The 19,476-nt window shown below is 71.7% G+C and carries 21 protein-coding genes; 14 read left to right on the top strand and 7 right to left on the bottom strand.

Translation table 11 applies throughout. From position 1 onward, the window contains the following. Positions 1–40: 40 nt before the first annotated feature. Both ABT114_RS43730 and ABT114_RS43735 read left to right on the top strand, forming a co-directional pair. Positions 41–1,033, top strand: a complete 993-nt coding sequence (locus ABT114_RS43730) for an EamA family transporter (protein WP_502988501.1) — start codon at positions 41–43, stop codon at positions 1,031–1,033. 192 nt (positions 1,034–1,225) lie between these two features. Continuing rightward, complete coding sequence (locus tag ABT114_RS43735) at positions 1,226–2,158, top strand: DMT family transporter (protein ID WP_351150931.1); 933 nt, start codon at positions 1,226–1,228, stop codon at positions 2,156–2,158. Positions 2,159–2,341: 183 nt separating this feature from the next. On the opposite strand, the gene ABT114_RS43740 is transcribed toward ABT114_RS43735, so the two are convergent. Together ABT114_RS43740 and ABT114_RS43745 are read right to left on the bottom strand one after the other, a co-directional pair. Then, the gene (locus tag ABT114_RS43740; protein WP_351150934.1) at positions 2,342–2,974 is read right to left on the bottom strand and encodes an FMN-binding negative transcriptional regulator; all 633 of its coding nucleotides are present in this window, start codon (positions 2,972–2,974) and stop codon (positions 2,342–2,344) included. After that, positions 2,974–3,657, bottom strand: coding sequence for a pyridoxamine 5'-phosphate oxidase family protein (locus ABT114_RS43745; protein ID WP_351150937.1), 684 nt, complete (start codon positions 3,655–3,657; stop codon positions 2,974–2,976). Before ABT114_RS43745 ends, ABT114_RS43740 begins: the two co-directional genes overlap by 1 nt. Positions 3,658–3,692: 35 nt before the next feature. Here ABT114_RS43745 and ABT114_RS43750 point away from each other — a divergent pair, with 35 nt between their 5' ends. Beyond that, positions 3,693–5,024, top strand: a complete 1,332-nt coding sequence (locus ABT114_RS43750) for an aminotransferase class I/II-fold pyridoxal phosphate-dependent enzyme (protein ID WP_351150940.1) — start codon at positions 3,693–3,695, stop codon at positions 5,022–5,024. 31 nt (positions 5,025–5,055) lie between these two features. Here ABT114_RS43750 and ABT114_RS43755 read toward each other — a convergent pair whose 3' ends face one another. Further along, positions 5,056–5,991, bottom strand: a complete 936-nt coding sequence (locus ABT114_RS43755; RefSeq protein ID WP_351150943.1) for a DMT family transporter — start codon at positions 5,989–5,991, stop codon at positions 5,056–5,058. A 74-nt stretch (positions 5,992–6,065) separates the two neighbouring features. On the opposite strand from ABT114_RS43755, the gene ABT114_RS43760 reads away from it, so the two are divergent. Continuing rightward, a complete protein-coding gene (locus ABT114_RS43760) occupies positions 6,066–6,968 on the top strand; it encodes a LysR family transcriptional regulator (RefSeq protein WP_351150946.1) in 903 nt (300 codons plus the stop codon). 6 nt (positions 6,969–6,974) lie between these two features. Here the strand turns inward: ABT114_RS43760 and ABT114_RS43765 are convergent, their stop codons facing one another. Further along, positions 6,975–7,442: a pyridoxamine 5'-phosphate oxidase family protein gene (locus tag ABT114_RS43765; protein ID WP_351150949.1), complete on the bottom strand. Its 468-nt coding sequence runs from the start codon at positions 7,440–7,442 to the stop codon at positions 6,975–6,977. Positions 7,443–7,600: 158 nt separating this feature from the next. On the opposite strand from ABT114_RS43765, the gene ABT114_RS43770 reads away from it, so the two are divergent. After that, the gene (locus tag ABT114_RS43770) at positions 7,601–8,251 is read left to right on the top strand and encodes a cysteine hydrolase family protein (RefSeq protein ID WP_351150952.1); all 651 of its coding nucleotides are present in this window, start codon (positions 7,601–7,603) and stop codon (positions 8,249–8,251) included. Positions 8,252–8,257: 6 nt separating this feature from the next. On the opposite strand, the gene ABT114_RS43775 is transcribed toward ABT114_RS43770, so the two are convergent. Next, on the bottom strand, positions 8,258–8,695 hold the full coding sequence (locus ABT114_RS43775; RefSeq protein ID WP_351150955.1) for a Rieske (2Fe-2S) protein: 438 nt from the start codon (positions 8,693–8,695) through the stop codon (positions 8,258–8,260). 171 nt (positions 8,696–8,866) lie between these two features. On the opposite strand from ABT114_RS43775, the gene ABT114_RS43780 reads away from it, so the two are divergent. Next, positions 8,867–9,235, top strand: a complete 369-nt coding sequence (locus tag ABT114_RS43780) for a hypothetical protein (protein ID WP_351151060.1) — start codon at positions 8,867–8,869, stop codon at positions 9,233–9,235. A gap of 241 nt (positions 9,236–9,476) precedes the next feature. Here ABT114_RS43780 and ABT114_RS43785 read toward each other — a convergent pair whose 3' ends face one another. Both ABT114_RS43785 and ABT114_RS43790 read right to left on the bottom strand, forming a co-directional pair. Continuing rightward, positions 9,477–10,220, bottom strand: coding sequence for an IclR family transcriptional regulator (locus ABT114_RS43785; protein WP_351150957.1), 744 nt, complete (start codon positions 10,218–10,220; stop codon positions 9,477–9,479). Then, positions 10,217–11,704, bottom strand: coding sequence for an APC family permease (locus tag ABT114_RS43790; RefSeq protein WP_351150960.1), 1,488 nt, complete (start codon positions 11,702–11,704; stop codon positions 10,217–10,219). The genes ABT114_RS43785 and ABT114_RS43790 overlap by 4 nt, the downstream gene beginning before the upstream one ends. A gap of 231 nt (positions 11,705–11,935) precedes the next feature. Between ABT114_RS43790 and ABT114_RS43795 the strand changes: the two genes are divergently transcribed. From ABT114_RS43795 to ABT114_RS43830, 8 genes are all read left to right on the top strand, one after another. Beyond that, positions 11,936–13,378 (top strand): APC family permease, encoded by a 1,443-nt coding sequence (locus ABT114_RS43795; protein WP_351150963.1) that lies wholly within the window; start codon positions 11,936–11,938, stop codon positions 13,376–13,378. Between the two features lie 70 nt (positions 13,379–13,448). After that, a complete protein-coding gene (locus ABT114_RS43800) occupies positions 13,449–15,428 on the top strand; it encodes a primary-amine oxidase (RefSeq protein WP_351150966.1) in 1,980 nt (659 codons plus the stop codon). A 5-nt stretch (positions 15,429–15,433) separates the two neighbouring features. Continuing rightward, positions 15,434–16,000: a hypothetical protein gene (locus ABT114_RS43805; RefSeq protein ID WP_351150968.1), complete on the top strand. Its 567-nt coding sequence runs from the start codon at positions 15,434–15,436 to the stop codon at positions 15,998–16,000. A 166-nt stretch (positions 16,001–16,166) separates the two neighbouring features. Beyond that, a complete protein-coding gene (locus ABT114_RS43810) occupies positions 16,167–16,358 on the top strand; it encodes a hypothetical protein (RefSeq protein WP_351150971.1) in 192 nt (63 codons plus the stop codon). Positions 16,359–16,502: 144 nt separating this feature from the next. Continuing rightward, positions 16,503–17,258, top strand: a complete 756-nt coding sequence (locus tag ABT114_RS43815; protein ID WP_351150974.1) for a HipA family kinase — start codon at positions 16,503–16,505, stop codon at positions 17,256–17,258. Further along, positions 17,255–17,638 (top strand): DUF3037 domain-containing protein, encoded by a 384-nt coding sequence (locus ABT114_RS43820; protein ID WP_351150977.1) that lies wholly within the window; start codon positions 17,255–17,257, stop codon positions 17,636–17,638. Before ABT114_RS43815 ends, ABT114_RS43820 begins: the two co-directional genes overlap by 4 nt. Before the next feature lie 137 nt (positions 17,639–17,775). Further along, on the top strand, positions 17,776–18,537 hold the full coding sequence (fabG, locus tag ABT114_RS43825) for a 3-oxoacyl-ACP reductase FabG (protein WP_351150980.1): 762 nt from the start codon (positions 17,776–17,778) through the stop codon (positions 18,535–18,537). 11 nt (positions 18,538–18,548) lie between these two features. Next, positions 18,549–19,310, top strand: coding sequence for an SDR family oxidoreductase (locus ABT114_RS43830; RefSeq protein ID WP_351150982.1), 762 nt, complete (start codon positions 18,549–18,551; stop codon positions 19,308–19,310). Positions 19,311–19,476: the final 166 nt, after the last annotated feature.

A 19,476-nucleotide genomic window follows, 5' to 3' on the forward strand; every position in this document is an offset into this window, starting at 1 on the left:
TGACGCTCATGTCATCGCCTGTCATCATGTGCCGGTGCATATGACAGAGGGCGGTCGGGCCGACCGCGGAAAGGGCGTCGGACTGGGTCTGGCGCTCGCGTCGGCGCTGGCCTTCGGCGGATCCGGAGTCGCGGCCAAGCCGTTGATCGAGGCGGGCCTCGACCCGCTGCATGTGGTGTGGCTGCGGGTCGCCGGCGCGGCCCTGGTGATGCTGCCCCTCGCGGTGCGTCACCGCGCCCTGGTGCGCCGCCGACCCGCGCTGCTCGCCGGATTCGCCCTGCTCGCCGTGGCCGGCGTCCAGGCCTGCTACTTCGCCGCCATCTCCCGGATCCCGGTCGGGGTCGCCCTGCTGGTCGAATACCTCGCACCCGCCCTGGTCCTCGGCTGGGTGCGGTTCGTGCAGCGGCGGCCGGTGACGCGCGCCGCGGCGCTCGGTGTGGTCCTCGCGGCCGGTGGGCTCGCCTGTGTCGTCGAGGTGTGGTCGGGACTGAGCTTCGACGTCCTCGGACTGCTTCTCGCGCTCGGCGCCGCCTGCTGCCAGGTCGGGTACTTCGTCCTGTCCGACCAGGGCAGCGACTCCGGCGAAGAGGTTCCCGACCCGCTCGGCGTCATCGCCTACGGCCTCCTCGGCGGTGCCGCCGTGCTGACCGTCGTCGCCCGCCCCTGGAATATGGACTGGTCCGTGCTCGCGCACAGCGCGCGGATGGACGGCACCCCGGTCCCGGCCTGGCTGCTGCTGGCCTGGATCGTGCTCGTCGCCACGGTCGTCGCGTACATCACCGGCGTGCTCTCCGTGCGCCGGCTCTCCCCGCAGGTCGCGGGCGTGGTGGCCTGCCTGGAGGCGGTCATCGCGACCGTCCTGGCCTGGGTACTGCTCGGCGAGCACCTTTCCGCGCCGCAGATCGCGGGTGGTGCCCTCGTACTGGTCGGCGCGTTCATCGCGCAGTCGTCCACGCCCGCCAAGGGCTCGGCGGAGCCGGTGGCGAGCGGCACGCCCGAAAGGGAGTTGTCGGCCCGCGGAACGGCGGCATAAGGTGCGGATCATGCCTTCGCGTGCACTCGTTCTTCCGCCCCCGGCCGCCTGAGGCGGGCCCTCCGGTAATCCGCCCGGCACGTCGCCGGGCCGAACGGTGCTGCCCGCAGACGAAGTCCGCGGACCCTCGCTGAGCCGGGGTCCTTTCCCGAACTTCCGCGCACTTTCGCTGCGCGTCTGCGGAGAGAACGCATGTCCACTACTGTTTCCGGCCTGCCCGTCGGGCGAGGCCTGCTGTATCTGATCGTCGCCGGTTTCGCGTGGGGCACCGCGGGCGCGGCCGCCTCTCTCGTCTACCGGGCCAGTGACCTCGGCGCCGTCACCCTGTCGTTCTGGCGCTGCGCGGCCGGGCTCGTCCTGCTGCTCGCCGCCCGCCGCCTGCGTCCGCGAGCCCGTACCGCCGCACCGCTGTCACTGCGCCACAAGGCGCTGCGCGCCGGGGTCACCGGTGTGGGGCTCGCGGTGTTCCAGACGGCCTACTTCGCGGCCGTCTCCGCCACCGGCCTCGCCGTCGCCACGGTCGTCACGCTCGGCGCCGGCCCAGTCCTCATCGCACTCGGCGCACGGCTGACCATGGGGGAGCGGCTCGGCCGCGGCGGGGCCACCGCCGTTGCTGGGGCGCTCGCCGGGCTCGGGGTGCTCGTGGCCGGCGGCGGAGGCACGACCGTACGCCCCTGGGGCGTGCTGCTCGCGCTGGTGTCGGCCGCCGGCTACAGCGCGATGACCCTGTTCACGCGCTGGTGGGGCCGCGGCGGCGCGGTGGACGCCGCGGATGCGTCGGTGGGCGCGTTCGCGGTCACCAGCCTGTGCCTGCTGCCGTTCGCCCTGGCCGAGGGGCTGGTACCGCACACCGCCGACCCCGGCCGGATCCTGTGGCTGCTGGCGTACATCGCGGCCGTCCCCACGGCCCTCGCGTACGCCCTCTACTTCGCGGGCGCGGCCGTCGTACGGTCCGCCACCGTCTCCGTGATCATGCTGCTGGAGCCGGTCGGCGCGGCGGTCCTCGCCGTCGCCCTGCTCGGCGAACGGCTCACCCCCGCGACCCTCGCCGGCACCCTGCTGATGCTCGGCTCGGTCACGGGCCTCGCGCTGGCGGAGGCACGGGGCGCGGCGACGCCGGTCTGACGCGGAGGAGGGGCCCTTCGCCGGAGGGCCCCTCGGTCGGCGCGCCCGTTCGTGCGGCAGGTGTTCGCGCGTGGCGGCGTCGGCGGGGCCACCGCAAGCCCGGGGGAGGGGCCCTTCACCAGCAGGGCTCCCCCCGGAAAGGCCCATCAGCAAGGAGGACCCCTCCCCGGAGGAGCCCCGCAGTCAGCCCGCCCGCCTGCGCAGCAGGTGTTCGCGTGCGGTCGCGTCGCCCGGGCCGCCGCGGGCCGCCAGCTCGGTCGCGATCCGGTCCTGGACCTCGCCCGGCTTTTTCCCCGCGTACTTGAACTTCGCCCGTACGCCCGTCACTTCGAGCCGCAGCCCGCGGATGCCGGACAGCAGGCGGCCGTACGGCGCCTCGCCGACCGTGGCCCGCGCGGAGCCGCCCTCCGGCTGGAAGTGGCCCAGCTGGCGGTTGAGCAGCTCGGCCTTGTGGGCCGCGTCGTCCACGACATGGGCCGTGCAGCGGAGTTGGACCGCAGCGTAGAAGCTCGTCGGTGTGCCGTGCTCGGACGGGCCGTCCGGCGGCGCCTGCCAGGGGCCGGGCACGAAGACGTAGTCATCGACGACGCTCAGCACGACGTCCGGGTTCGCCTCCAGTGCCGCCCAGAGCGGGTTGGGACGGGCGAGATGGGTGACCGCCTCGGCGCGCTCGGGGTCGTAGGCGAAGTGCAGGGGCTGGATGTGCGGGGGCTCGCCCGGGAGGCCGTTGACCGCGAGCTGCCCGAAGTCGTGTGCCGCCAGCCACCCCTGCCACTCGGTGTCGTCACGGGGCGCGTCCCAGGGATGGATCAGCATCACAGCACCGCCAGATAGTCCGGGACCTCGGTGCCGGACGCCAGGTCGGGGTCGGCGAGCGGGGCGTCGTAGCCCTTGCGCAGGGGGACGACGCCGGCCCAGTGCGGGAGGGCGAGGTCCTCGGGCTCGTCGTTCACACCGCCCGTGCGCAGCTTGGCGGAGACCTCGTTCAGGTCGAGGCGGATCACGGCGGTGGCGGCCAGCTCCTTCTTGTTCGCGGGCCGGGAGTCGGCGGCGCGGCCGGGTACGACGTGGTCGACGAGGGCATCGAGTGCCTGCCGCTTCTCCTCGGGGTCCGTCACGTCGTGCGCGATGCCGTGCACCACCACCGAGCGGTAGTTGATGGAGTGGTGGAAGGCCGAGCGGGCCAGGATCAGCGCGTCGACGTGGGTGACCGTGAGGCACACCGGCAGCCCCGGGTCGGCCTCCCCCGTCATCCGCAGTGGACGCGATCCCGTCGAGCCGTGCACATAGAGCCGCTCGCCGACCCGGCCGTACAAGGTGGGCAGTACCACCGGTGCGCCGTCGCGGACGAACCCGAGATGGCAGACGTAGCCCTCGTCGAGTATCGCGTGCACGAGTTCCTTGTCGTACGACGCCTTCTGCGCGGCACGCGTGGGGACCGTGCGGTCGGTCGGGCTGTAGGCGGCGGGCTGCGACGGCGTCTGCGGGGTCCCCTGCATGGCGCTCTCCATTGTACTAGTGCATAATCGGCTTTGTGCTAGGAGAATATCCGATCCAAGGTCGGCGCGCAGCGGAGATTTCGGCGAGCGTCGAGCGCGCGGTGGGCGCCGGTGACCTGCAACCCGGTCAACTGCTGCCACCCATGAGGGAGTTGGCCGAGCGGCTCGAGGTGAACCCGAACACCGTCGCGGCCGCCTACCGCACCCTGCGCGAGCGCGGGGTCATCGAGACCGCCGGGCGACGGGGCAGCCGGGTGCGGGCCAAGCCGGCCACCACGGGGCGCGAGCACATCCGGGTGGAGGCGCCGGAGGGAGTGCGGGACGTGGCCGACGGCAACCCGGATCCGGCCCTGCTGCCGCCGCTCGCCTCCGCGTTCGCCGCGGCCGCCGGACAGGCCGACCGCGAGCCGGTGCTGTACGGCGACGATCCGGTGGAGCCCGAGCTGGTGCGGATCGCGCGGGCCGACCTTGACGCCGACGGGGTGCCGGACGGTCCACTCGCCGTCACCTCCGGTTCGCTGGACGCCGTCGAGCGGGTCCTCGCGGCGCACCTCAAACCCGGTGACACGGTCGCCGTCGAGGACCCCGGCTGGGGCAGCCTGCTCGACCTCGTCCCGGCGCTCGGCCTGCGCACGGCTGCCGTCGGCGTCGACGACGAAGGCCCGCTCCCGGACGCCGTACGCCGGGCCCTGGACTCCGGAGCGCGCGCCCTGATCGTCACGGACCGGGCCCAGAACCCCACCGGTGCCGCGGTGAGCGCCGCACGCGCGCGTGCCCTGCGTTCCGTACTCCGCCAGTACCCCGACACCCTCCTCCTCGAGGACGACCACGGCCACCGCATCGTCGACCTCCCCCTGCACCCCCTCGCCGGCACCACCCGGAGCTGGGCCTTCGTCCGCTCGGTCGCCAAGGCGTACGGCCCCGACCTGCGGCTCGCGGTGCTCACCGGGGACGCCGTCACTCTCGACCGGGTCCGTGGCCGGCAGCGGCTCGGGCCCGGCTGGGTCAGCCGGATCACCCAGCGGGCCGTGCTGCGGCTGTGGACCGACGGTGCGGTGGACGCACCGGCGGTCGCGGCGGCGTACGGCCGGCGCCGGGGCGCGCTGATCGGCGCGCTCGCCGAGCGGGGGATCGAGGCTCATGGGCGCAGCGGCATGAACGTCTGGATCCCGGTCCCCGACGAGACCGGAGCCGTCTCCCGGCTCCTGCACGCCGGCTGGGCGGTCGCACCCGGCGCGCGCTTCCGGATGAGCGCGCCGCCCGGCATCCGGATCACCGTCTCGACTCTGACCGCGGACGACACCGGACCCCTGGCGGACGCGGTCGCCTCCGCGGTGGGTCCGGCTCCGGTGCGCGGATACGTCTGAGTGCCTGCCCTCCGGGCCGGCCGGGAGAGCGCTACGCCTTGGCGCGGACCTGTGTCAGCGCCGCGCCCGCCAGCACGATCGCCGCTCCGACCGGCGTCGACCAGCTCAGCGACTCGCCGAGGATCGCGACGCCCGCGGCCGTGGCGATGACCGGGATGAAGTACGTGACCATCTGGGCGGTCGTCGGGCCGACTTCGGCGACCAGTCCGTACTGGATGAGGACGGCGAGCCCGGTGCCGAGGGTGCCCAGTGCGGCGATCGCCAGCAGGGGCACGAGCGCGAAGTGCGTCGGCACGGTGGTGAACAGCGGGGTGACGACGGCCAGTTGGACGGTCGCCAGCAGCAACTGGGCGCCGGTCAGGGAAAGGTGCGAGTGGGTGGACCCGGCCAGCGTGCGGCGGACGTAGATCCAGCCGATCGGGTAGCTGAGGGATGCCAGCAGGGCCATCGCCGTGCCCGTAGCGTCCAGGCCGTGGAAGCCCTGCCAGGCGCCGAGCACGGTCAGGACGCCGAGGAAGCCGAGGCCGAGACCGGCGACCCTGAGCCGGGTCGGACGGTCCTCGGAGAGGGCGACCAGGGAGAGGGCCATGCCCCACAGCGGCGAGGAGGCGTTGCAGATGCCCGCCAGCGTGGACGGGATCGTCAGCTCCGCGTAGGCGAAGAGGGAGAAGGGCAGCGCGTTGAGCAGGAAGGCGGCGACCGCCAGATGCGTCCAGGTCCGCCCGCCACGCGGGAGCCGTTCGCCCTTGACGGCCATGGCCGCCGCGAGCACCGCCGTCCCGAACACCAGCCGGCCGAGCGTGACCTGGAAGGGGGCGTACCCCTCGGTGCCCACCTTGATGAGGAGGAAGCTGAAGCCCCAGATCAGCGACAGGGCGCCGAAGCGCAGGCGCCAGTCCAGGGCGCGGCGCGGGCGGGGAGTGGTGGGAACGGACTTCCGGGTGACGGTGACGGTGACGGTGCTCATGGGGGTAACAATGCAGAGGAAAATCTCGTAGCACAATCGAGATTTGGCGCCCGATATCTCGTAGCATCGCTTACATGTTGAACCTGGAGCGGCTACGCACCCTCGACGCCCTCGCCCGGCACGGCTCCGTCAGCGGGGCGGCCGAAGGGCTGCACATCACCACGTCGGCCGTCTCCCAGCAGATGGCCAAGCTGGAGCGCGAGGTCGGGCAGCAACTGCTGGCCAAGCACGGCCGGGGGGTACGGCTGACGGACGCGGGCCGGCTGCTCGCCGACCACGCGGCGCGCATCCTGTCGCAGGTGCAGCTCGCCCAGTCCGACCTGGAGGCGCAGCGCGGGCAGGTCGTGGGCGAGCTCAGGCTGTCGGCGTTCCCGACCGCCGCACGCGGGCTGTTCCCCACCGCGCTCGCCGCACTGCGCGCCGAGCACCCGGCACTGCGGGTGCGCTCGTGCGAGCTGGAACCCGAGGCCGGGATCGCCGCCGTGCTGCGCGGCGACCTCGACCTGGCGGTCGTACTCGACTGGTACAACAAGCCGATGCCGGTGCCCGACGGCCTGGTGACGGCGCCGATCCTCGACGACCCCGCCGACGTGGCCCTGCCGGCCGGCCATCCGCTCGCCGGGCGGGACGAGGTGGACCTCGGGGAGTTCGCCGAGGACGAGTGGATCACCTGGGGCGAGGGCGAGTTCTGCCACGAGTGGCTGATGTACACCCTGCGCTCGCGCGGCATCGAGCCGATCGTCGGCCACCGCGCCGGCGAGACGCACACCCAGCTCGGACTGGTCGCGGCCGGACTGGGAGTGTGCATCGCGCCCCTGCTGGGCCGGCACCCGATGCCGCCCGGGGTCGTCACCGTCCCGCTCCGGCAGCGGGTGCGGCGGCACGTGTACGTGGTCTGGCGCGCGGACGCCGACCGCCGCCCGTCGATCCGCGCGGCGGTCGAGGCGCTGCGGGCGTCGGCGGAGCGCGTCGGCTGAACGCCCCTATGCGGCGCCCAGCTTGCGGAAGTCCCAGGACACGATCTTCTCGGGCGTCAGCCGCACCCACGCGTGCCGGCCGTCGTGCGGCATCTCCTCCAGACCGAAGTTCTTGCGGGCGAACAGGGTCTCCGGGACGTCGAGTTCCGCGCGCAGCTCCCCGGTGCGCGGGCTCTCGCCGACGAACTCCACCGCCCCGGACAGCTCGACGCCGCGCAGCTCGTCGTACTCCTCGCCCGTGTCGACCACGATCGCCACCCGGGGATCACGGCGCAGGTCGGTCCAGCGCTTGCTGCGCACCACCGAGTACAGCCACAGCGAGGTGCCGTCCCACGCGAACCACAACGTGCTGACGTGCGGCGCGCCGTCCACCGACACGGTGGCGACCCGGCAGGTGCGCTGGCTGGCGAGGAACTCGTCCAGCTCACCCGGTGTCATCATGATCCTGCGGCCCCGGCGCTGAGTGACGGTCATACGGCCCCCTCTTCTTCTCTCACGTCGTGCCAGAGGAGGTCCTCCCCGAGATGGAGAGATCCTCTGACATCACGTCAGAAAAGAATGGTTCGTCTTCCGTCCCCGCGCAATGGTGGCTAGTCTCGCCCGCCCCACACCGTCGGCGACAAGGATGCGTCATGCCGTCGTACGAACAGCTCAGCGAACTCCTCGACCCCGCGAGTACGGTGCTGCTCACCGTCGAATGCCAGCAGGGCGTCGTCGGACCCGACAGCGCGCTGCCCGAACTCGCCCGGGCGGCACGGTCGTCGGGCGCCCTCGCCAACGTCGCCCGGCTGGTCGCCGCCGCGCACGAGAGCGGGATCCAGGTGATCCACGCCGTCGCCGAGCGCCGCCCGGACGGCCGGGGCGCCAGCCGCAACGCCCGCCTCTTCCGCGCCGCCGAACGACTCCCCGTCCAGCAGCTGACCGGGACCACCGCGGTGCGCGTCGCGCCCCCGATCGAGGTCGCCGAGGCGGACTTCGTCGTACGGCGCCTGCACGGCCTGTCGCCCCTGCAGGGCACCGATGTCGACGCGCTGCTGCGCAACCTCGGCTGCCGCACGCTGATCGTCACCGGTGTCTCGGCCAACGTGGCCATCCCCAATGCCGTCTTCGACGCGGTCAACCGCGGCTACACAGCCGTCGTGCCGACGGACGCCATCGCGGGGGTGCCCTCCGACTACACCCCCGCGATGATCCGCAACACGCTCGCCCTGGTGGCGACCCTGGCGACCACCGACGAGGTACTCGGCTGCCTCAAGCGGCCACGGCGGGCCGGACGCGGTTGACGGCGCTCAGGCCAGCTTGATCTCGTCCCCGGACACGGTGATCTCGACGGCGGGCAGCGGCTTCGTCGCCGGGACCTTCTTGACACTGCCGTCCTCGATGGAGAACTCGCTGTGGTGACACGGGCAGACGATCACGCCGTCGGCCACGCTGGTCACCGGACACCCCTTGTGCGTGCAGTTCGACGAGAACGCCTTGAACGTGCCCGCCGTCGGCTGCGTGACCACCACGGCCGGGTCCGTGAATATCTTGCCGCCGCCCTCCGGGATGTCCGAGGTCTTCGCGAGGACGGTGCCGGCGGTGCCCGCGGAGCCGGAGGTGTCCTTGTCGTCCGAGTCTCCCGACCCGCACGCGGTCAGCGCGACGGCGATCCCGGCCGCCCCGACCGTCGCCACGACGGTGCGGCGGCTGGGGCCGGCGACGGGCTGAAGCGATTCGCTGGTCATGCTGACGTTCCCTTCCCTGGATGCCTCGTGATCTGCACACCGTACGGGTGCCCAGTGATCTGCACAGCAGTACGGCCGGGGCGGACCCGCTGTTCAGATCGCGCCGCCATCCGCGCGCGATCGGGAGCGGTCGCGGTCCGCCGGCGGCGAACGCCCCAGTAACCTGGGGCGTTGCTCAAGGAAGTCATCGCGACCCGCTACATCACGCCCCTGCGTGAGGGCGGCTCGCTGCCGGGGCTCCTGCTGGAGGTCATGGCCCAGTCGCTCGTGAAACCGCCGATAGGGCGCTACCAGGACGAGATCGTGCTGTTCCTGGCCACCGCCGCCGAACGCATCGGCGACGAGTGGCCCGACCCCGCCGGCCTGGGCGGTGACGTCAACGCCGTCATGAACGCGACTCAGAAACTCGCCGCGGCCCACGCGCTCAACCGGGCCCGCGCCATCGCAGAATGGGCGGTCGACCTGGAGGACGAGAGCCAGGAGCGCGCCGCCTACGACGAGTGGAAGAAGCTGTTCGGGGACCGGATGACCAAGCCATGAACGTCTCCACCGACCCCGGCGGCGTCCACGGGATACCGCTCCTCCGCGGACGGCGGCGGCGCTGCCTCAGGGTGTCCCCCGCACCGGTCTGTACCGGCTGAGTCACGGCCGCCGCGGAGCCGGATGCGCGCGCGGCCGGACGGGACGGGGAGCGGGCGGCGGACGGCGACCCGGAAGGCGACGGTGGCGCGGAGAACGACGGCGCCGGGCGGGAATTGCGGTGGGCTCCACAGCCCTCCGTTCAGACCACCAAGGATGTCAGCTCCTTCGCGCATTGCCGCAGTCGGTCGACCAGGTCGGTGCCCGGATCGCCGAGCCGGTCGGGAGTGCCGCAGACGGCGAGAGCCGCGGCCAGGCGGCCGGTGGCGGCGCTGTGGACGGGCACGGCCAGGCAGGCATGGTGCGGATCGAGTTCGCACCGCTGCTCGGCGATTCCTTCGGCGCGGACACGGTCGAGTTCGGCGGCGAGGGACGCAGGCGTGGTGAGGGTGTGCCGCGTCAGCGCGGGCAGGTGGGCGGGCAGCTCTTGTCCTTCGGCGAGGAGTAGTTTGCCGAGGGCCGAGGCGTGTGGGTGGCGGGTAAGGACGCCGGCGTCGGTCGGCGGGTGATCCGGGTCCGGATCGGTGAAGTAGATGTGCCCATCGGCGTATCCGGCCAGGTGGACCCCGAACCGTATATGCCCGCGCAGCCGGGAGACCACGGCGTGCGCGGCCGCGGGCACCGCGGGGACCGGGCGCGGCCCCGCGAGGCCGACGACGTTGCGGCCCACGGCGAAGCCGCGCAGATCGGGCATCCGTACGAGGTATTCCTCCTCGACCAGCAGATTGAGGAGCCGGTACGTCGTGGCGGATGCCAGCCGCAGTTCGGTGGAGATCTCCTTGGCGGTGACGCCCGGTCCGGCTGCTGCCACGTGCTGCAGTACGGCGAGCGTGTTCCGTATGGCGCGGGGCTGGCGCCCGCTCAGGGGCAGGGCATCACCGCTCACCGCGCCCGCCGGCTGTCCACATGGTGCAGAATGTCCTGCGCGCTCGTCTCGTCGTACACCCCGATCGCCCCGACGCGCTCCGGATCACGTCGGCGGGCCAGCAGGAACCAGACCATTCCCGCGCCCATCAGCACCGCGAAGAGACCGGGCAGCAGGGCGTTGCCCGCGGACACGTTGAGCCGGGCGTGGGCGGCGAGGACGAGCAGCAGGAACGGCACACAGACTGCGGCTGCGGCCACCGGGGCCCGGGTGAGCTCGCCGATGCGGTGCAGGAACGCCGGTGCGGCCACGCACACGAGAGCGTAGGCGGTGAGGAATCCGTAGGTGCACAGGTTCAGCAACAGGGTGAACACTGTGGACAGTTCGAGACCCGTGGCGAGCAGGCCGAGCGGGACCAGCACCAGGATGGGCAGCACGAAGGAGACCGCGATGTGCGGCGTGCCGTGCGTGGGATGCGTCCTGCCCAGCTGGCGCGGTGTCATGCGTTCGCGGCCCATCGAGAACAACAGACGTACCAATGCGGTGCCGGAGGCCACGGCGCAGGCGAAGAACGAGATGGCGATGCCGAGGTCGAGCAGGACGGGCAGCCGCACCGCGGAATGGTGGTCGGGGAACTCGCCCAGTGGGGACAGGACACCGTTGCTTCCTGCCGCCAGCACTTGGGTGTAGGTCGCCAGCAGATACAGGCCGGCGGAGCACACGACGGTCCACCGCACGGCCCGTCCCACGACGAGAAACGGCCGGCGTGCCTCCGCGCCCAGCACTGTGGCGCTCTCGAAGCCGATGAACGCGCCGAACGCGGGCAGTGCGCCCGCCACGACCGAGGCGAGCGCCGCCGGACTCGCATCGGGTGGCTTCAGTTGACGCATGTCGGGGTGCGGGCCCTGGCGTACGAGGAGCACGGCGAAGAATGCCAGGGCCAGGACGATCGACGCGGCCTCCAGGCACAGAGCGAGGCCCGCGGACAGCCGCACTCCCCTGACGAGGAAGTACGCGGTGAGGATGCCGACCGTCAACAGTACGAGGGCGACCAGCAGTTCGGGCGGACCGGCCGTCATGCCCAGCCGCGCGAACAGCTGCCCTGCATACAGTCCGGCGCCCGTCAGGGCGCCCATGGCCAGCACACCGTAGCCGATCAGCAAGGCGCATCCGCAGGCAAAGGCCGCAGCGGGGCCCAGGCCCTTGGCGGTGAAGCTGTAGAGGGCGCCCGGCGCGGCCATCCGGATCGAGAAGGTCCGTACGCACACCGAGACCAGCAGCGCCAGCAGCGCGGCGAGCGCCACCGACCACAGCGCGGAGGTGCCCGCATCCGCGGTGACCAGGGCGGGAGTGGCGGCCATCGCGGCGGCCGGGGCCACGGCCGAGACGGACTGGGCGAGCACCGGCAGCGGTCCGAGGGAACGGCGGTCGAGGCCCGCGACGGGAGAGCGGCCGCGCAGCACCGGGGGCGAAGAGGCCTGTGTCGCCGTGCTGGTGGCGCTCATCGCTGTCCTCCTGGTGCCGGTGGTGCCGGTGGTGCCGACCGGCACGGTAAAGGCGTCATGTTTCCGGCGTATGAGCTCTGCATTGCGCGGGCGTGTTCCCGAACGGGAAATCCCGCACGGAGCATTCCCGTTCGGTGTGCCGCGGTCCGTGACGGAGGTGTGACGGAGCGGCAATGGGAGGCGTTGAGACTGCCGGGCAGGCCGACTCCCGCCGATCATCCAGGAGGCACCGTGAGCAGTACGGCGAGTTCACCCCGCGCAACCGCCGACGGGGACGATGCCGCCCGCCCCGGTCTGCGCGGCTCTCTCGGTACCGCTTCGATCGTGCTGATGGTCCTGGCGGCCGCCGCGCCGCTGACCGTCGTGGGCGGCAGCGTGCCGCTGGGCATCGCCCTGGGCAATGGTTCCGCGTATCCCGCGGCGTTCGCCGTCTGCTGCGTGGTGCTGCTGCTGTTCGCGGTCGGTTTCTGTGCGATGGCGCGACACGTGCGTGAGGCGGGGGCGTTCTACGCGTACGTCGACAAGGGGCTCGGCCTGCGCGCCGGTCTCGGTTCGGCGTTCCTCGCGCTGGTCACCTACACGGCGGTCCAGGTGTCGGTGTACGGGTACATCGGTGTCGCCCTCGACGGTCTCGTCCAGTCCTACGGCGGGCCGCACATCCCCTGGTGGCTGTGGACCGGCGCAATGATCGCGCTGGTCGGTGTGCTCGGCTACCGGCATGTCGACCTCAGCGGCAAGGTACTCGGGGCCCTGCTGATCGGCGAGGTCGGCATCGTCCTCGTACTGGACATGGCGGTCGTGGCCACCGGTGGTGACCACGGGCTGTCCACCGCCCTCGTCACCCCGTCCCGGCTCACCTCCGGATCGCCGGGCCTCGCCGCCACCTTCGCCATCGCCGCGTTCATCGGCTTCGAGGCCACAGCGGTCTTCCGCAGCGAGGCCCGCGACCCCGACCGGACCATTCCTCGCGCCACCTATCTGGCCCTCGCGCTCGTGGGCGGTTTCTACACCCTCTCCAGCTGGGCCCTGGTGTCGGCCTGGGGCGATGAGCAGGCGGTGGCCGCCGCCGGTCGCGACCCGGAGGGCATGCTGATGGCGACCGTGAGCCGCTACCTCGGGCCGTTCGCCGAACACCTCGCCCAGGCCCTGTTCGTGACAAGCCTCTTCGCCTGCGTGCTCTCCTTCCACCACGTCATCGCCCGCTATCTGCACTCGCTCGCCGGGCGCGAGGCGCTGCCCGCGCGGCTCGGCCGCGCCCACCCGCACCATCACTCGCCGTACGCGGCGTCCCTGGCGCAGACCGTGAGCGCGGCCGCGCTGATCGCCCTGTTCACCCTCGCCGGGATGGATCCCATCACCGAGATCTTCACGTGGATGGCGGGCGTGGCCACCGCGGGTGTCGATGTCCTGATGCTGCTCACGTGCGTCGCAGTGCTGGTGTTCTTCCGCCGCACGGGCAGCGACACCCGTCCCTGGCACACTCGGTGGGCGCCCGCCCTCGGCGGCCTGGGCCTGGCCGCTCTGCTGACCTTGACGGTCCTCAACTTCCCGCTGCTGATCGGCGGTTCCACCGTCCTCGCTGTCGTGCTGCTCGGCGTGCCGGCCGCGGCCTTCGTGCTCGGTGTCGTACGGGAACGCCGGCGCCGCACCGGCGAGGTTCCCGTCCCCGCCTGAATCCGCAGCCCCTCCCCTCCCTCCCCGTTCCCTGACCACCCGCACCATCGAAAGATCCAGGAGCACTCCCATGACCGTGACCGACACCGCTGTCGCCGCCGGCCTCACCGTGCCGCCGACCGCGCACCCCCTCGCGATGCTCACCGCCGACGAGATACGCGCCGCCCGCGCCGTCCTGGACACGGCCGGGCACCTCGGGCCAGACGTGCGTTTCGTCTCCGTGGTTCCCGAGGAACCGGCCAAGGCCGAACTGCTCGCCTTCTCGCCCGGCGGCCCCGTGGACCGGCGGCTGCGGATCCTGCTCCTCGACCGGGCGAACGGCGCCTCGTACGACACGATCGTCTCCGTCACCCGCGGCGCCCTGGACCACTTCGAGAAGATCGACACCACGGAGTCCGGTCAACTCCCGATCCTGGACGAGGAGTTCGAGACCGTTCAGGAGATCGTCGATGCCGACCACGCCTGGCGGGAGGCGCTGGCCCGCCGGGGACTGGACGCCTCGACCGTACGGGCGGTCCCGCTCTCCGCCGGCCACTACGGACACGAGGGCGAGGCGGGCCGCCGTATCGTCCGCAGCTTCGGATTCCACCAGGACCACGAGCAGGACCACCCCTGGGCCCACCCGGTCGATGGCCTGGTCGCGTATGTCGACCTGACGGCACGCACCGTCGTGCAGGTCATCGACGACGAGCTGGTCCCCGTGCCCGAGGAGCCCGGCAACTTCCAGGACCCCGCGTACACCGGACCGGCCCGCAGCACCCTCAAGCCCATCGAGATCACCCAGCCCGAGGGAGTCAGCTTCACCGTCGAGGACGGGGTCGTCCGCTGGGAGAACTGGACCCTGCGGCTCGGCTTCAACGTCCGCGAGGGACTGACGCTCCACCAGATCAGCTTTCACGACCGTGCAAAGGGCCGCGACCGGTCCGTCGTGCACCGCGCCTCGATCGCGGAAATGGTCGTCCCGTACGCCGATCCGTCCCCGGTGCGCTTCTGGCAGAACTACTTCGACCAGGGTGAGTACCTCTTCGGCCGCTACACCAACTCCCTGGAGCTGGGCTGCGACTGCCTCGGCGAGATCCACTACACGGACGTCGTCGTCGCCGACGAGCACGGCGAGCCGCGGACCATCCGCAACGCGATCTGCATGCACGAGGAGGACTACGGAGTGCTGTGGAAGCACTCCGACCTCTTCGCGGGCTCCAACGAGACCCGCCGCCAGCGCCGCCTGGTGATCTCGTTCTTCACCACCGTCGGCAACTACGACTACGGCTTCTACTGGTACCTCTACCTGGACGGCACCATCGAGTGCGAGTCCAAGGCCACCGGCATCGTCTTCACCTCCGGATATCCGGAGCAGGGGCGGGAGTTCGCGACCGAGATCGCCCCCGGCCTGGGTGCGCCCTTCCACCAGCACCTCTTCTCCGCCCGGCTCGACATGGCCGTCGACGGGCACTCCAATGCCGTCGACGAGATCGATGCCGTACGCGTGCCCGTGAGCGACAAGAACCCGCACGGCAACGCTTTCGGGCGGCAGGTCACCCGCCTGCACAGCGAGCAGCAGGCGCAGCGGCAGGCCGACGGCAGCCGGGGCAGGGTCTGGCACGTCGTCAATCCGGAGGTCAGCAACCGGCTGGGTCAGCCGGTCGGTTACGCACTCGTCCCCGAGGGACTGCCGACGCTGCTCGCCGACGACTCGGCGTCCGTCACCTCCCGAGCGGCCTTCGCCACCCGTCACCTGTGGGTCACCCGGCATGCCGACGACGAGCGCTACCCGGCGGGCGATCTGGTCAACCAGCACCCGGGCGGCGCGGGACTGCCCGCCTGGACGGCCGCCGACCGAAGCATCGACGGCGAGGACATCGTGCTGTGGCACACCTTCGGTCTCACCCACTTCCCGCGTCCCGAGGACTGGCCGGTCATGCCGGTCGACTACACGGGCTTCGCCCTCAAGCCGGTCGGCTTCTTCGACCGCAACCCGACCCTCGACGTGCCGCGCAGCAGCAACGGTGGGCACTGCCACGGCGGTGAGCAGGCACCGTCGTGCCACTGACGCACATGGCTACGCACGGCGGGGCGGCGCACACCGTGCTGATGACGGCCATGGCCGTGCTCGGTGGGGGCTGCGCCCTGGCCGCGCTCCGGTCCGCTCGGAGCCGGGCGTCCGTCCGCTGCTGGCTGCCTCATCTGGTGATGGGGGTCGTCATGGCCGTGGCCTGTCTGCCGGGCACCAGTGCCGTCGTGCCCTGGACGGGCGCGGCGGTGCTGGCCGCGAGCGCGGTGTGGTCGGGGTGGCCGGCCAGCGGTCCGGCCACTGCCCGGCCCACCGCAGGCCCGTCCGGCGCCCGCTGGTACACGTGCGCCGACCTGGTCGCCTGCGCGGTGCTCCTCGCGCTGACCGCCTGGCCCGCAGCCGCGGGCCAGGCGGGCCACACCGCTCTGCCGGCACCGGCCGCGGCCGTCACCGTCGCTGTCACGCTGGCCTGGGCGGGCGCCCGCACAGCTCTGTTCGCGGGCATTTTGCCGCCTCGCGCGGCAGGGCGCACCGGGCTGGGGACGCGGCTCGCCCGGCTGGGCAGTCCTGTCATGGTGCCGCTGATGGGGGTGATGGTGCTGACGGCCTGACCGGTCTCGTTCGGGACGAGCTCGCGCGGCCGGCCGAGGGCCTGCTCAGCGAGCGTCGAATCCACTTCACCGCCCTGCGTCATTTCGCCCTCGACGGCACCGACCACCCCGCCCACAAGGACCAGCGCGTACATAGCCGAAGGGGAAGAAGATCCGTACCGTCGACTTGCCCGCCTCGGTGGCCGAGGAGCTGAAGCGTCGCGTCGAAGCGTTCCCACCGGTGGAGGTGGAGCTTCCGTGGGGGAAGCCGGAGGGGCAGGGGAGGAAGTTCTCCCTGCTGCTCACCACGCGGCTCGGCAACGCCGTCGCGGTGAACACGTGGAACACCTACACCTGGAAGCCGGAGAGTCCGTCGTGACCTTGGCACGGTGGCTCGGGCACTCCTCGCCGGCGATCACCCTCGGTTACTATGCTCACTTCAGGCCGGAGGCCGGAAGCAAGGGGCGTACCGTCATCGACGGATCGTGGATTGCAAGGTTGATGAGATGGGTGGCCTGGGAAAATGCTGAAAGAGGTCACCGCGACCCGCTACATCACGCCCCTGCGTGAGGGCGGCTCGCTGCCGGGACTCGTCGAGGCCGACGACTTCGGGACGTACGTCATGAAGTTCACCGGCGCGGGACAGGGCCGCAAGACGCTCGTCGCCGAGGTCGTGTGCGGGGAACTCGCCCGGCGGCTCGGCTTCCGGGTGCCCGGCCTGGTGACGGTCGAGCTCGACCCGGTGCTGGGGCTGGGCGAACCCGACCAGGAGGTGCAGGAGCTGCTCAAGTCCAGCGGTGGCACCAACCTCGGCATGGACTTTCTCTCCGGGGCCCTCGGCTTCGATCCGCTCGCCTTCCGGGTGAGCTCCGAGGAGGCCGGGCGGATCGTCTGGTTCGACGCGCTGGTGAACAACGTCGACCGCTCCTGGCGCAACCCCAACCTGCTGATGTGGCGGGGCGAGCTGTGGCTCATCGACCACGGCGCCACCATGATCTGGCACCACAACTGGCGCGGCGCCGAAGCCTCCGCGGCTCGCCCCTACGACATCTCCGAGCACGCGCTCAGGCCGTTCGCGCCGGATGTCGCCGCGGCCGCCGCCGAACTGGCGCCGCTGGTCACCGAGGAACTCCTCGCCGAGGTCACCGCCGGGATTCCGGACGCCTGGCTCACGGACGAGCCGGGCTTCGACACTCCGGACGACCTCCGGCAGGCCTACGCGCGGCCCCTGCTCGCGCGCGCGGGGTTCATCCACGAGCGCATCGAGGGGGACCGATGAACGAGCGGAACGTCTTCGAGTACGCGGTGCTGAGAGTGGTACCCCGCGTGGAACGCGGTGAGTGCATCAACGCCGGGGTCCTCGTGTACTGCCGGGCGAAGTCCTTCGTGGGCGTGCGCACGCACCTCGACGAGAAAAGGCTGCTGGCCCTCGACCCGGACGTGGACGTGGCCGGCGTGCGGGCCGCGCTGCGCGCGGTCGAGGGCGTGTGCGCCGGCGGCGAGGCGGCCGGGCAGGCCGCGCGCGACGACGCCGGCCGACGCTTCCGCTGGCTGATCGCGCCGCGTTCCACGGTCGTCCAGCCGGGCCCTGTGCACACGGGGCTGACCGCCGATCCGGCGGCGGAGACGGAGCGTCTGCTCGGCCTGCTCGTCAGGTAATGGATCACACGCGCGCGGTGTGCCGTTGACACCGAGTGCCAGGGCTTCTAGCGTCACGTCTGCTGAAGGTACTAAGCGGTCGCTCACCAGAGGGGCGTACCGTGGGAGCCGCATCTCAAGCGCGAGGAGAACCAGCAATGTCCACCACTGAGCAGCGGGTCGCCGTAGTCACCGGCGCAGCGCGCGGCATCGGCGCCGCCACCGCCGTACGACTGGCCGCCGAAGGCCGCGCGGTCGCCGTGATCGACCTCGACGAGGCCGCCTGCAAGGACACCGTCGAGAAGATCACCGCGGCGGGCGGCAAGGCCGTCGCCGTCGGCGCCGACGTCTCGGACGAGGCGCAGGTCGAGGCGGCGATCGCCCGCGTCGTCGAGGAGCTCGGCGCCCCGACGATCCTGGTCAACAACGCCGGTGTGCTCCGCGACAACCTGCTGTTCAAGATGACCGCCACCGACTGGGACACCGTCCTGAACGTGCATCTGCGCGGCTCGTTCCTGATGACCAAGGCCATCCAGAAGCACATGGTGGAGGCGGGCTTCGGCCGGATCGTCAACCTCTCCTCGTCGTCCGCGCTCGGCAACCGGGGTCAGGCCAACTACTCCGCCGCCAAGGCCGGTCTGCAGGGCTTCACCAAGACCCTGGCCATCGAGCTCGGCAAGTTCGGCATCACCGCCAACGCCGTCGCGCCCGGCTTCATCGCCACCGAGATGACCAAGGCCACCGCCGACCGCGTCAAGATGGGCTTCGAGGAGTTCAAGGCCGCGGCCGCCACCCAGATCCCGGTGCAGCGTGTCGGCGAGCCCGAGGACATCGCCAACGCCATCGCCTTCTTCACGGGCGAGGCCGCCGGCTTCGTCTCCGGCCAGGTGCTGTACGTCGCCGGCGGACCGCTCAACTAAGGATCACGGACATGACTGAACGCCCCGAGCTCTCGGGAAAGGTCGCCCTCGTCACGGGCGCCAGCCGCGGCATCGGCTACGGCGTCGCCGAGGCGCTGCTCGCCCGCGGTGACCGGGTCTGCATCACCGGCCGGGGCGAGGACGCCCTGAAGGAAGCCGTCGAGAAGCTCGGCGCCGACCGGGTCATCGGCGTCGCCGGCAAGGCCCACGACCTGGACCACCAGGCCGCCGCCGTCGAGCGCACCATGGAGGCCTTCGGCCGCGTCGACTTCCTGGTCAACAACGCCGGTACGAACCCGGTGTTCGGGCCGATCGCCGACCTCGACCTGGACGTCGCGCGCAAGGTGTTCGAGACCAATGTGATCTCGGCACTCGGCTTCGCCCAGAAGACCTGGCACGCCTGGCAGAAGGACAACGGCGGCGCGATCGTCAACATCGCCTCCGTCGCGGGCCTCTCGGCCTCGCCCTTCATCGGCGCGTACGGGGTCAGCAAGGCCGCGATGATCAACCTGACCCAGCAGCTGGCGCACGAGTACGCGCCGAAGGTCCGGGTCAACGCGATCGCCCCGGCCGTCGTGAAGACCAAGTTCGCGACGGCCCTGTACGAGGGCCGGGAGGCGGAGGCGGCGGCGTCCTACCCGCTGGGACGGCTTGGCGTGCCCTCCGACATCGGTGGCGCCGCCGCGTTCCTCACCTCGACGCAGTCCGACTGGATCACCGGCCAGACGCTCGTCGTCGACGGCGGCATCTTCCTCAACGCCGGCGTCGGCTGACACGCGCGAGCCCGACACGGGCGCTGTTTCCTCCGCAACGGATCCTTACGGATGCCTGCGGATCTTTACGGAAACGGCGCCCGTTTCGGCGCACAGGGGACTCACAGCCATATGACAACCTCGCCGACCGCGAGTTGATCGAGAGCCCCGTACGAAGCAGGTTCAA

This window comes from Streptomyces sp. NPDC002088 (assembly GCF_040296605.1).
In the GTDB taxonomy this organism is placed as follows: Bacteria; Actinomycetota; Actinomycetes; order Streptomycetales; family Streptomycetaceae; genus Streptomyces.